Source organism: Dickeya sp. ws52 (assembly GCF_007210685.1).
GTDB lineage: Bacteria > Pseudomonadota > Gammaproteobacteria > Enterobacterales > Enterobacteriaceae > Dickeya > Dickeya chrysanthemi.
The window spans coordinates 44,290-57,289 of the sequence record NZ_SZVX01000010.1 but is presented as its reverse complement, the minus strand read 5'-3'; the positions used below and the strand labels follow the sequence as shown (position 1 = coordinate 57,289).

The 13,000-nt window shown below is 54.6% G+C and carries 10 protein-coding genes; 6 read left to right on the top strand and 4 right to left on the bottom strand.

Annotated elements, in window-relative coordinates; genetic code table 11:
• Positions 1-129 precede the first annotated feature (129 nt).
• The 4 genes from FDP13_RS11325 to garD form a co-directional block, all read right to left on the bottom strand.
• Positions 130-492, bottom strand: coding sequence for a FlxA-like family protein (locus FDP13_RS11325; protein ID WP_033577763.1), 363 nt, complete (start codon positions 490-492; stop codon positions 130-132).
• 427 nt (positions 493-919) lie between these two features.
• The gene (locus FDP13_RS11320; protein WP_143839468.1) at positions 920-1,249 is read right to left on the bottom strand and encodes a FlxA-like family protein; all 330 of its coding nucleotides are present in this window, start codon (positions 1,247-1,249) and stop codon (positions 920-922) included.
• Positions 1,250-1,408: 159 nt separating this feature from the next.
• Positions 1,409-2,944, bottom strand: a complete 1,536-nt coding sequence (locus FDP13_RS11315) for a PAS domain-containing methyl-accepting chemotaxis protein (RefSeq protein WP_143839467.1) — start codon at positions 2,942-2,944, stop codon at positions 1,409-1,411.
• Positions 2,945-3,489: 545 nt separating this feature from the next.
• Entirely contained in the window at positions 3,490-5,079 is a 1,590-nt protein-coding gene (garD, locus tag FDP13_RS11310) for a galactarate dehydratase (protein WP_370512555.1), read from the bottom strand.
• A 724-nt stretch (positions 5,080-5,803) separates the two neighbouring features.
• Between garD and FDP13_RS11300 the strand changes: the two genes are divergently transcribed.
• From FDP13_RS11300 to FDP13_RS11275, 6 genes are all read left to right on the top strand, one after another.
• The gene (locus tag FDP13_RS11300; protein WP_033577766.1) at positions 5,804-7,156 is read left to right on the top strand and encodes an MFS transporter; all 1,353 of its coding nucleotides are present in this window, start codon (positions 5,804-5,806) and stop codon (positions 7,154-7,156) included.
• Positions 7,157-7,176: 20 nt separating this feature from the next.
• Positions 7,177-8,538 carry an enolase C-terminal domain-like protein gene (locus tag FDP13_RS11295; protein WP_033577767.1) on the top strand — a complete coding sequence of 454 codons (1,362 nt, stop codon included), beginning with the start codon at positions 7,177-7,179 and terminating at the stop codon, positions 8,536-8,538.
• 15 nt (positions 8,539-8,553) lie between these two features.
• Entirely contained in the window at positions 8,554-9,894 is a 1,341-nt protein-coding gene (gene gudD / locus FDP13_RS11290; RefSeq protein ID WP_033577768.1) for a glucarate dehydratase, read from the top strand.
• A 70-nt stretch (positions 9,895-9,964) separates the two neighbouring features.
• The gene (garL, locus tag FDP13_RS11285; RefSeq protein ID WP_027711045.1) at positions 9,965-10,735 is read left to right on the top strand and encodes a 2-dehydro-3-deoxyglucarate aldolase; all 771 of its coding nucleotides are present in this window, start codon (positions 9,965-9,967) and stop codon (positions 10,733-10,735) included.
• 68 nt (positions 10,736-10,803) lie between these two features.
• On the top strand, positions 10,804-11,694 hold the full coding sequence (gene garR / locus FDP13_RS11280; RefSeq protein WP_033577773.1) for a 2-hydroxy-3-oxopropionate reductase: 891 nt from the start codon (positions 10,804-10,806) through the stop codon (positions 11,692-11,694).
• Between the two features lie 104 nt (positions 11,695-11,798).
• Positions 11,799-12,941 carry a glycerate kinase gene (locus FDP13_RS11275; RefSeq protein WP_027711047.1) on the top strand — a complete coding sequence of 381 codons (1,143 nt, stop codon included), beginning with the start codon at positions 11,799-11,801 and terminating at the stop codon, positions 12,939-12,941.
• Positions 12,942-13,000: the final 59 nt, after the last annotated feature.

Below are 13,000 nucleotides of genomic sequence, written 5' to 3'. Positions count from 1 at the left end.
CCGGCGTCTCTGGCCTCAATCATTCGCGTTACCCGCCGGACGTGTTTCCTGAAAACAAAAAAGCATCATTAATCAGAATGATAAATGATGCTTTCGTTCATGCCAGGCGATAATCAGCCGAATACAGGATTAGATGTAAATATTGACGCTGTTCTCGTCCGTCGGCATATTGACGCCTTCCTGAGGCTGGCTCGACGACAGAGCGGAAGAGGCTTCCGACAGCTGATTCTGCTGTGATTTTTGCTGCTGCAACTGCTGGATTTGTGCCTGAAGCTGCTGAATTTGCGCCTGAATCATAGCTTGCTGTTGTGTAATTATTTGACGCTCTTGATCGGTCGTCGCTTCTTTCGCTTGCTGGGTCAACTGAAGTGATTGCTTGGTCAGCGCTTGAATTTCCTCGCGTAACTGGGAAATCTGCTGATTAATACCGGTGCTACTGCTGCCTGATGATGCCGAGGCGGCTGCTGTTGCTGAGCCTATAGAGCTTGCCATAAATTCCTCCTGAAAATAGCCATAATAGCTACGCTGTTATCGGCGTCACGCTGCAATGGCTTTAATGAGCTTTTCACTTTCTTGACAAATTCGTCTTGATAGTAACATGTCGAAACTAACTGAGCGACCGACCATTAGCGGGTATTCTCCAGCCTGGCGGGCACTGAGCACAGATAAATGCGTTATGCCGCGACTTGATAGGGATAGCGCCCTTTATGCATCAAGTTTCATATTCATCATTGGGCTATTTTATCATTGGGCCATGCCCGACAGGCTACCGTTGGTGACATTCACATGAGTAAATGCCGATTTATCATTCATCCCAATCACTTATCCAACTTGTTGAGCATTCACCACTAGCCGGAAAAGCAAAACCCGCTGAGTTGGCAGCGGGCTGGGTTATCGTGTCATTTCTCTGGCAGACCGATCAGATATAAATATCGATCGCATGTTCGGCCGAGGGGCGATTAACGCCTTCAACCGGCCTGACCATCGGTTTGCTTTCCTGCGGCGGCACCTGCTGGCTTTGCAACTGAGCAATCTGGCCTTGCATGACAACAATCTGAGCTTGCATTGATTGTTGTTGCCCGTTAATCGTCGTTTCCTGCTGTTTTTTGGTACTTTCGCCCGATGTCTCGGCGGCTTTCAGGTTTTGCAGATTACGTTCGGAAACCTTTTGTTCAGTATTGGTTTCGACGCTGGTGGATGCTGGCACCGGCATCACTGCAAACGCAGAGCTGGTAATTGGACTCAGCATACATCCTCCTGATTAGGTCGTCTTTGCAGGGGGATGTCCCTGCTATCTCTATTATCGGCACCTGGCGCGATTCTATGAGTAAGTATTAACCAAAAAGTCAGCTCTGGCTACTCTTTGCACAGGATACAGAGGTAAAGAATTGTATCTTTATGCCTGACATCATTTCCCGTAGACATTAATTGCATCGGTTAATCGCAGCGCCTGTTGGCTGAGGCTGGTGGCGAATTCGGCTGACTGATCGACCATGCTGGTGTTGCCGGCGGTCATCTGCTCAATCTGGGCGATAGAACCATTGATCAGTGTTAACGCTTCGGTTTGTTCCCGGGTGGCGTTGCTGATCTCGCCTATCATCGCGGCGACCTGCTGCACATCATTGATAATGTCCTGAATATGCAGCCCGGCGTTGTCCACCAGTGCGCTACCGGTTTCAACGCTGGCCATGTTGGCATCGATCAATGTCTTGATTTCGCGCGCGGCGGAAGCGGAATGCTGCGCCAGATTGCGAACTTCCGCCGCCACAACCGCAAAACCGCGTCCTTCTACGCCGGCGCGCGCAGCTTCTACCGCCGCATTCAGCGCCAGAATGTTGGTCTGAAAAGCAATACTGTCGATGACGCCGATGATGTCGACGATTTTGCGGCTGGCATTTGAGATAGCCTCCATCATACCCACGGCTTCGGCCATGATATCGCCGCCTTTACGGGCGGCATGACTGGCATTTTGCGCCATCAGCGTCGCTTGGGTAGCGGTATCGGCGCTTTGGTGTACCGCTACCGTAATCTGTTCGATAGCCGCCGCCGTTTGCTGCAGATTGGCGGCGGTTTCCTCGGTACGCGTGCTCAGGTCGCCGTTGCCGTCGGCCAATTGCTGACTGACGCTGTTGATACCCGCCACCTGCGTACTGACATCGTTGACCAATGAATGCAGATTCAGACCGAATTGGTTGACGACCCGCAGTAACAGACCGATGTCGTCTACCCGGTTGAGATGGACACCGTCCGCCCGACGGCCGGACACGACTTGTTGTGCCTGACGGAGAATCAAACGCAACGGACGGGCGATTTGCTGTTGCAGAAATTGGTCCAGCAGCACCATGAGCAGCAGCGTTGCGATAATAGACGGTATTGTACCGATGCCCAATAACGTGAGGGCCAGAGGCATCAGCCCGCCAAGCAGCACCGCCAGCCGTAACCGCCAGCGTACCGATAAGCGCTGAAATAACGATAATATCGAGAAGGGCCCGGTGCGGACCACCAGCCCTTTATAAAACCGGATATGGCGCGCCTGCTTTTTCTGTACCGCTTCATACAGCGGTTCGGCGGCACGAATTTCTTCCGCCTTGGGGGTATTGCGAACCGAAATATAGCCGGTCAACCGATTGTGATGATAAACCGGTGTGACGTTGGCGCGAACCCAATAGTGATCGCCGTTCTTGCGGCGGTTTTTTACCAGCCCTGTCCAACTGTCCCCTTGTTGCAAGGTGTACCACATATCGGCGAACGCTTCGGTGGGCATATCAGGATGGCGCACAATATTATGCGATGTGCCTATCAGTTCATGTTCATCAAACCCACTGATATGGATAAACGCCGAATTGGCGTAAGTGATGTGGCTTTTAACATCTGTGGTCGACATTAATGTCGTGTTGTCATCCAACAGGTATTCCTGTTGTGTAATAGGTGTATTAACCCTCATTAGAAATCCCGATGCTATGTGTCAGTCATGCCATGTGTCAGTAATATGCCGTGAGAATAGAAGGGCTAACGTGCGGCACGTGAGCGCCTTTCCTTGCAACTCGAATTATTTAGGGTATGTCACGGCGATAAAGAGACGAAAAAAGGGCGCTTAAAATGATAAAGCATCCTTAAGTAATATTATTCCTTTTTTGTAGGGAGGAATTTATGCTTTGACCCTTTGAATTGTCAATCAAATCATTTTTTGAACAGCGATTTTTTTACCCGGTTTAACTTTATTAAATATTGCTCGATTTTTTATTAAAGTCATCATTACAATAAAAAACTTTTCATTAACATAAATAACGAAAAAGTGCTTTATGGAATAAAAGAAAATAGGCCCGATTATTTAAAGGGGATAATGGGCGGTAATGAAAAAAGTACGGTAATTTTTGTGGATGATGAATCAAATAATTTGCGTGTGATGGCGGGATGTTTATTTAAAATTTTCGCCATCGAATGTTTTATCCGATGGCGAATAAGTCGGTTTGTTAATGTGGAAATCGATCAGGTAACCGGCGCCGGGTTAAACACCGACAGGGCGTTATGCAGGCCCCATTGATCAGACCAGGTCTTTTTCTTACCACTGGCGATATCCAAAATAAAGTGGAATAACTCCCAGCCCACATCCTCAATACTGGCTTCGCCGGTGGCGATGGTGCCGGCATTGATGTCCATCAGGTCATGCCAGCGTTCCGCCAACGCCGAACGCGTCGCCATTTTGATAACCGGCACGGCTTTCAAACCGTAAGGCGTACCGCGTCCGGTGGTAAATACCTGCACCGTGATGCCGGAAGCCAACTGCTGAGTGCCGCACACAAAATCGCTGGCCGGAGTCGCTGCGTAAATCAAACCGCGTTTGGTCGGGCGCTGACCGGGCGACAGCACTTCAACAATCGCGCTGGTGCCGGATTTGGCGATGGAGCCCAACGCTTTTTCCACCACGTTGGCCAGGCCGCCTTTTTTGTTGCCGGGCGACGGGTTGGCGCTGCGATCGGTCTTGCCGCTGTCCAGATAATCGTCATACCAGGCCATCTCTTCCAGCAGGCGTTTACCGACGTCTTCATTAATGGCGCGCGGCGTCAGTAAATGGATGGCGTCGCGGACTTCGGTGACTTCGGAAAACATCACTGTGGCGCCGCAGCGTACCAACAAGTCGGAAGCAAATCCTACCGCCGGGTTGGCAGTCACGCCGGAAAAGGCGTCGCTGCCGCCGCACTGCATACCGACGACCAGCTCAGACGCCGGTATCGTTTCGCGCTGACGGCGGTTGAGACGCTGCAGATGTTTGTCCGCCATGCTCAGGATATCGTCCACCATCGATTTGAATCCGACATGGTGTTCATCTTGCAAACGCACAATGCTGGTATCATCAAGCGAAATGGCTTGTACGTCAGGTGTGCCTTGCAGCAGGCGTTCCGGCTGAAGTTTTTCGCAACCAAGGCCGACTACCAGCACTTCGCCGCCGAAATTCGGGTTTAACGCCAGATTGTGAATGGTGCGGATCGGCACGACCGCCGCCGGGGCATTGATCGCCACGCCACAGCCATAAAGATGGTTCAGCGCCACGACGCCGTCTACGTTGGGGTAGCGAGGCAACAGGTCGCGTTCTATCAGACTGACGACATAATCCACCACACCGGCAACACAGTGCACGCTGGTGGTGATGCCGAGCAGGTTTTTGGTGCCGACGCTACCATCCGGATTGCGGTAGCCTTCGAAGGTAAAACCTTCCAGCGGCGGCAACGCCGGCGGAACCCGGGTGGCCAACGGTAGCGTCTCCAGTGCCGGCGCGCTGGGTAATTCCACCAGCGATTCGTCGATCCAACTGCCGCGTGCGATGTCTCTGAGCGCGTAACCGATGATTTCACCGTAACGTACGATCGGCGCACCAAGAGCGATATCGCTCAACGCGACCTTGTGGCCTTGTGGCACATGCTCTTTCAGTTCCAGACCGCAACTGAATCGAGTACCGGCTTTCAGGCCGTTATTGTTGACGACAATGGCAACATTGTCAGACTCATGGACCTTGATATAAAGCGGCCGCTCACTGGCCACACTCGTTGTTGTATTATCTGACATGGCGCTAACCTTCATATGTTATACCCGTCATCAGCTTTGCTGAAACTTGAATGATTTAGGGTATTTAACGCTGGTTAAAATTATATACCCGTCATACTTCAAGTTGCAGGTTCGTTGGCTTTCCTCGCTCACCCCAGTCACTTACTGATGTAAGCTCCCGGGGATTCACTGCGTCGCCGCCTTCCTGCAACTCGAATTATTTTGGGTATAACGCGCGGTTTATTTTCGCTGTTACTGCTAATAATGACTTTGCTCGGCATCAGTATAGGTGAGCTTTCTACCGACAGGCATTATGCAATTGACCGACATCCTGATGCGCTGTGCTTAATTTCTCTGGCGAAGAAACAATATGCAGTGAGACTTGTCACATTATTCCGTCAGCCTGCCTTCCTCTGCATTCTTTCTGGTTTTTCTCATCGCTGCGTTTTGTGATCGAAATGGCAAAGAGCGATGTTTTCGTGAAATGACTCCCAATGTGTTAGGCGATTGCCATAATCCATGTTGTTTGGGGTGGTGATCGTTGGGCGCTTGTCCAGTGAGGCGCCTCTCTTCGCTCTTTATAATTGTTGCCAGAAGTCGAAGAGGTCTCGTGGTTTATTTTTGCTGTTCTGTTTTTCCTTTGCTCAGGTTTCAAACCATTACCGACTCTTGATTTCATTCTGGTAACTCAACCCTACATTGTATTGTGTGGTTATTCGGAATGAATGAGCTAACCGCTATCTGAAAGTAGGAGTTCATCATGAATACCGTCAGCACAGCAGCCGGCGTACTACAAAAGAAAACCAACGCCCGTTACTGGATTGTCGTGATGCTGTTTATCGTCACGTCATTCAACTATGGCGACCGCGCCACGATTTCCATCGCCGGCTCCGCCATGTCCAAAGATATTGGTCTTGATGCCGTCGGCATGGGCTATATCTTCTCTGCATTTTCATGGGCTTATGTAATAGGCCAAATCCCCGGTGGCTGGCTGCTTGACCGTTTTGGTTCCAAGCGCGTCTACTTCTGGAGCATTTTCACCTGGTCGCTGTTTACCCTGTTGCAAGGGTTCGTCGACATCTTCCACGGTTCGGCGATCGTCATTTCGTTGTTTATGCTGCGTTTTATGGTGGGGTTGTGTGAATCCCCGTCATTCCCCGGCAACAGCCGTATTGTGGCAGCCTGGTTCCCGGCGCAGGAACGCGGCACCGCCGTTTCCATCTTCAACTCTGCTCAGTACTTCGCCACCGTTATCTTCGCCCCGATCATGGGCTGGCTGACGCATGAAGTGGGTTGGGCGCACGTGTTCTGGTTCATGGGTGGTCTCGGTATCATCATCAGTTTCCTGTGGCTGAAAGTCATTCACGACCCGAAAGATCATCCGCGTGTGAACAAAGCTGAACTGGAATACATCGAAGCGGGCGGCGCGCTGGTCAACATGGATGCGGTAGCGGCGAAAAAAGAGGTCGCTCGCGGCGAGAAATGGCACCAGATTAAACAATTACTGAGCTCACGCATGATGATGGGCGTGTATCTCGGCCAATACTGCATCAATGCGCTGACCTACTTCTTTATTACCTGGTTCCCGGTGTATCTGGTTCAGGCACGCGGCATGTCGATTTTGAAAGCCGGGTTTGTGGCATCGATTCCGGCCATCTGTGGGTTTGTCGGCGGTGTGCTGGGCGGTGTGATTTCCGATTACCTGATGCGCCGTACCCAGTCTCTCACTATCGCCCGTAAGACGCCGATTGTGCTGGGAATGTTGCTCTCTATGTCGATGGTGATTTGTAACTACGTCACCACGGAGTGGGTGGTTATCGCAGTCATGGCGATGGCGTTCTTCGGTAAAGGCATCGGCGCGCTGGGTTGGGCGGTGATGGCGGATACGGCGCCGAAAGAAATCAGCGGCCTGAGCGGTGGTTTGTTCAATATGTTCGGCAATATCTCCGGCATCGTTACGCCTATCGCCATCGGCTACATCGTCGGTAGTACCGGTTCTTTCAACGGCGGCCTGATTTATGTTGGTGTTCATGCGCTGGTGGCGGTTCTGAGCTTCCTGTTCATTGTGCAGGACATCAAGCGTATCGAGCTGAAACCTTATAAACCCAACTGATGTAGGGTAAGGACGAGAACATGAGCAGTACGCAAGATACCCCTGTCATTACCGACATGAAAGTCATCCCTGTCGCAGGTTATGACAGCATGTTGCTCAATATTGGCGGTGCGCACGGGGCGTATTTCACCCGCAACATCGTGATTCTGAAAGACAACGCCGGTCACACCGGCGTTGGTGAAGCACCGGGCGGCGAGGTGATCTACAACACGCTGACGGCGATGACGTCACAGGTGGTCGGGTCTCAGGTAGCGCGCATGAACCACCTGGTACACCAGGTACACAAAGGCAACCAGTCTTCGGATTTCGACTCGTTCGGCAAAGGCGCCTGGACGTTCGAATTGCGGGTCAACGCTGTCGCCGCACTGGAAGCCGCCCTGCTGGACCTGCTGGGGCAGCACCTGAATGTGCCGGTGGCTGAGTTGCTGGGGCCGGGCAAACAGCGCGACGAAGTCACGGTACTGGGCTACCTGTTCTATATCGGCGATCGCACTAAAACCGATTTGCCCTATCTGGAAGGTGAGCAGGGTAAACATCCGTGGTATCACCTGCGCCATCAGAAGGCTATGGACAGCGAGGCCGTGGTGCGGTTAGCGGAAGCGGCGGCCGATCGTTACGGTTTCAAAGACTTCAAACTGAAAGGCGGCGTGTTGCCGGGCGAGCTGGAAATCGACGCTGTGAAAGCGTTGAAAAAGCGCTTCCCGGATGCCCGCATCACGGTAGACCCGAACGGCGCCTGGCTGCTTGATGAAGCGATCGGCTTGTGTAAAGGCCTCAATGATGTGCTGACTTACGCAGAAGACCCCTGCGGCGCGGAGCAAGGTTTCTCCGGCCGTGAAGTGATGGCGGAGTTCCGTCGCGCTACTGGGCTGCCGGTCGCCACCAACATGATTGCCACCAACTGGCGTGAAATGAACCACGCCGTGATGCTGCAGGCGGTGGATATCCCGCTGGCAGATCCGCACTTCTGGACCATGCACGGCGCGGTGCGAGTGGCGCAACTGTGCGATGAGTGGGGGCTGACCTGGGGTTGTCACTCCAACAACCACTTCGATATTTCGCTGGCGATGTTCACCCATGTGGGCGCCGCGGTGCCGGGCAAACCGACCGCTATCGATACTCACTGGATCTGGCAAGAAGGCCAGCACCTGACCAAAGAGCCGCTACAAATCGTTAACGGCAAAATCAAGGTGCCGGACCGTCCAGGGCTGGGGATTGAACTGGATATGGAGCAGGTGATGAAAGCCCATGACCTGCACAAGAAACTGCCGAGCGGCGCGCGCAATGACGCCGCAGCGATGCAGTACCTGATCCCCGGCTGGCAATTTGATCGCAAACGCCCGGTATTCGGACGCGAGTTACCCAAGAATTCTACGTTTTAACAGAAGGAAATTACCATGACGTCGCAAAGTTCTACCCCGGTTATTACCAGTATGCAGGTGATCCCTGTCGCCGGGCACGACAGCATGTTGCTGAACCTCAGCGGGGCGCACGCGCCGTACTTCACCCGTAATATCGTGATCATTAACGACAACGCGGGTCATACCGGCGTGGGGGAAATCCCGGGCGGCGAGAAGATCCGCCAGACGCTGGAAGATGCCGCCGCGCTGGTGGTGGGTAAAACGTTAGGCGAATACAAAAATGTGATGAGGGCGGTACGCAATCAGTTTGCCGACCGCGATGCTTCCGGCCGTGGTCTGCAAACCTTCGACCTGCGCACCACTATTCACGTGGTGACCGGTATTGAAGCCGCGATGCTGGACCTGCTGGGGCAGTTCCTGAACGTACCGGTGGCGGCGTTGCTGGGCGACGGTCAACAGCGTGATGCGGTGGAAATGCTCGGTTATCTGTTCTATATCGGCGATCGCAACAAAACCGACCTGCCGTACCAGAGCCAGCCGAATGAAACATGCGATTGGTATCGTCTGCGCCACGAAGAAGCGCTGACGCCGGAGACGGTAGTGCGTCTGGCGGAAGCCGCGTACGAAAAATACGGCTTCAACGATTTCAAACTGAAAGGCGGCGTGCTGGCCGGCAGCGAAGAGGCCGAAGCGGTGACGGCGCTGGCCAAACGCTTCCCGCAGGCGCGCATTACGCTCGACCCGAACGGCGCCTGGTCGTTGGAAGAGGCGATTCGCCTGGGTAAACAACTGCGCGGCGTGCTGGCTTACGCCGAAGACCCGTGCGGTGCCGAGCAGGGTTTCTCCGGCCGTGAAGTGATGGCGGAATTCCGTCGCGCCACCGGCCTGCCTACCGCCACCAACATGATCGCCACCGACTGGCGTCAGATGGGGCACACTATTTCCCTGCAGTCGGTGGATATCCCGCTGGCGGACCCGCACTTCTGGACGATGGAAGGCTCGGTGCGTGTGGCGCAGATGTGCCATGAATGGGGCCTGACTTGGGGCTCGCATTCTAACAACCACTTTGATATTTCACTGGCGATGTTCACCCACGTGGCTGCCGCCGCACCGGGTCGCATCACCGCCATTGATACCCATTGGATTTGGCAGGAAGGCAACCAGCGTTTGACCAAAGAGCCGTTGCAGATTGTCGGCGGTATGGTTGAAGTACCGAAGAAACCGGGGCTGGGCGTCGAGCTGGATATGGAGCAGGTGATGAAAGCCCATGAGCTGTATAAAAACATGGGGTTGGGCGCGCGTAACGACGCCGTCGGTATGCAGTACCTGATCCCTAACTGGACGTTTGATAACAAACGTCCTTGCCTGGTCCGTTAATCCATCGCCGTTCGTTAATTAAGGTGCGCCGTCTCATCCGGGGCGGCGCGGTAAAGAGTAAGGACAAAACATGAAGACGCCACTGTTGCCTAACCAATTTCGCCAGGATTTACGTCAGGGAAATACCCTGATCGGTTGCTGGTGTGCGCTGGCTAATCCGATTTCCACCGAGGTATTGGGGCTGGCAGGGTTTGACTGGCTGGTACTGGACGGCGAGCACGCGCCGAACGACATCAACACCTTTATTCCGCAACTGATGGCGCTCAAAGGCAGCCACAGCGCGCCGGTGGTGCGTCCGCCTTGTAATGAGCCGGTAATTATCAAGCGTTTGCTGGATATCGGTTTCTATAACTTCCTGATTCCTTTTGTGGAAACCGAAGAAGAGGCCGTTCGCGCCGTTGCATCGACCCGTTATCCGCCGGCGGGGATTCGCGGCGTGTCGGTCGGTCACCGCAGTAACGCCTACGGCACCGAGCCGAACTACTTTGCCACCATTAACGACAATGTCACCGTGCTGGTGCAGATCGAAACGCAGGAAGGGGTGGACAATCTGGACGCGATTGCCGCCGTCGATGGCGTTGACGGTATTTTCGTCGGGCCGGGCGACTTGTCGGCGGCACTGGGGTATCTGGGCCAGCCGAATCACCCGGAAGTACAGAAAGTGATTCGTCACATTTTCGAGCGTGCGGCCGCCCACGGTAAACCGAGCGGTATTCTGGCGCCGGTAGAAGCGGATGCCCGTCGTTATCTGGAATGGGGCGCGCGTTTTGTTGCCGTCGGTAGCGATCTGGGCGTGTTCCGCGGCGCTACGCAGGCATTGTGCGAGAAATTCAAAAAGTAATTCGGATTAATCAGGGCCGCATCGGCCATCAACATATCTGACCATGTCACTGAATGGACAACGAGGTTATCGCAATGAAAATTGGTTTTATTGGACTGGGTATCATGGGAAAACCGATGAGCAAAAACCTGATTAAAGCGGGTTATTCATTGGTCGTACTGGATAGAAATAATGAAGCCGTCGCTGAAGTGACGGCGGCGGGCGCTACCTCGGCGGCAACGGCGAAAGCCATCGCCGAGCAGAGCGATATCATCATTACCATGCTGCCGAACTCACCTCACGTGAAAGAGGTGGTGCTGGGTGAGAACGGCGTGATCGAAGGCGCACGCAAAGGCACCATCCTTATCGACATGAGCTCCATCGCACCGTTGGCCAGCCGTGAAATTGCCGCCGCTCTGGCGGAAAAAGGCGTCGACATGCTGGATGCGCCGGTTAGCGGCGGTGAGCCGAAAGCCATTGACGGCACGCTGTCGGTGATGGTGGGCGGCGACAAAGCGATATTTGACCGCTGCTACGACGTGATGAAGGCAATGGCCGGCTCGGTGGTGCACACCGGTGATATCGGCGCGGGCAACGTCACCAAACTGGCGAACCAGGTCATCGTGGCGCTGAATATCGCAGCGATGTCGGAAGCGCTGGTACTGGCAACCAAAGCCGGTGTGAACCCGGATCTGGTGTATCAGGCGATTCGCGGCGGTCTGGCAGGCAGCACCGTGCTGGATGCGAAAGCGCCTATGGTGATGGACCGTAACTTCAAACCCGGTTTCCGCATCGATCTCCACATTAAAGATTTGGCTAACGCGTTGGATACGTCGCACGGCGTCGGCGCACAGCTGCCGTTGACCGCGGCGGTGATGGAAATGATGCAGGCGCTGAAAGCCGATGATTTAGGCGGCGCCGACCACAGCGCGCTGGCTCGCTATTACGAGAAGTTGGCCAAAGTGGAAGTCACTCGGTAGTTAACGGGGCGGCGTCGGTAACAGATTCGCCGCCGCCCGGTTGACGGAACATTTTTGACTAGCGCCGGTTCTGCAGCGCGGGTAGTTGATGACGCGAGTCGTTTATGAAAATAGTTATCGCACCGGATTCTTACAAAGAGAGCTTATCTGCCCAGGAAGTGGCGACGCAGATTGAAGCTGGTTTTCGGGAAGTGTTCCCTGAGGCGAGCTACGTAAAACTGCCGGTCGCCGACGGGGGAGAGGGAACCGTGGAGGCCATGGTGGCGGCAACCCGCGGTAAAATCGTCAAAGTGAACGTCACCGGTCCGCTGGGCGATGATATCGAAGCCTTTTTCGGACTGTCAGGTGATGAGAAAACGGCGTTTATCGAGATGGCGGCCGCCAGCGGGTTGGAACGGGTGCCGCCGCACCTGCGCAATCCGCTGTTGACCACCAGTTATGGCACCGGCGAGTTGATTCGTTGCGCGCTGGACCACGGCGTTCGCCACTGCATTATCGGCATCGGCGGCAGCGCCACCAATGATGGCGGCGCGGGCATGGTGCAGGCGTTGGGTGCGCAGTTGCTGGATGAGGCGAAGCAGCCGATCGGCTTCGGCGGCGCGGAACTGGCGCGGCTGGCGTACATTGATGTCCGCTCGCTGGACCCACGTATTCAACAGTGTCGGTTTGAGGTGGCGTGCGATGTCACCAATCCGCTCACCGGCAAACAAGGTGCATCGGCGGTGTTCGGGCCGCAGAAAGGCGCCAGCGAAGCGATGGTGGAACAGTTGGATCAGGCATTGCAGCACTATGCCGGCGTTATCCGCCATGATTTGGATATCGACGTGGAACAGGTGTCGGGCGCCGGTGCCGCCGGCGGTATGGGTGCGGCGTTGCTGGCATTCTGTGGCGCAGAATTACGGCGGGGCATCGAGATTGTCACTGAAGCGCTGGGGCTGGATGAACTGGTCAAAGATGCTTCGCTGGTGATCACCGGCGAAGGCCGTATCGATAGCCAGACTATTCACGGCAAAGTGCCGATTGGCGTGGCGTCGGTCGCCAAACGCTATCATAAACCGGTGATCGGCATTGCCGGCAGCCTGACGGCGGATGTGGGCGTGGTCCATGACCATGGGCTTGATGCGGTGTTCAGTGTGCTCTACACCATCTGTTCGCTGGAAGAAGCGTTGGATAACGCCGCCGACAACGTGCGGATGACGGCGCGTAATATCGCCGCCACCATCAAACTGGCGCAGGCGATCGCTTGAGTCAATCACCGGCCGTCGTCGCGACGGCTGATCAAACCGGCAGGCGTTGCCGTTGTATG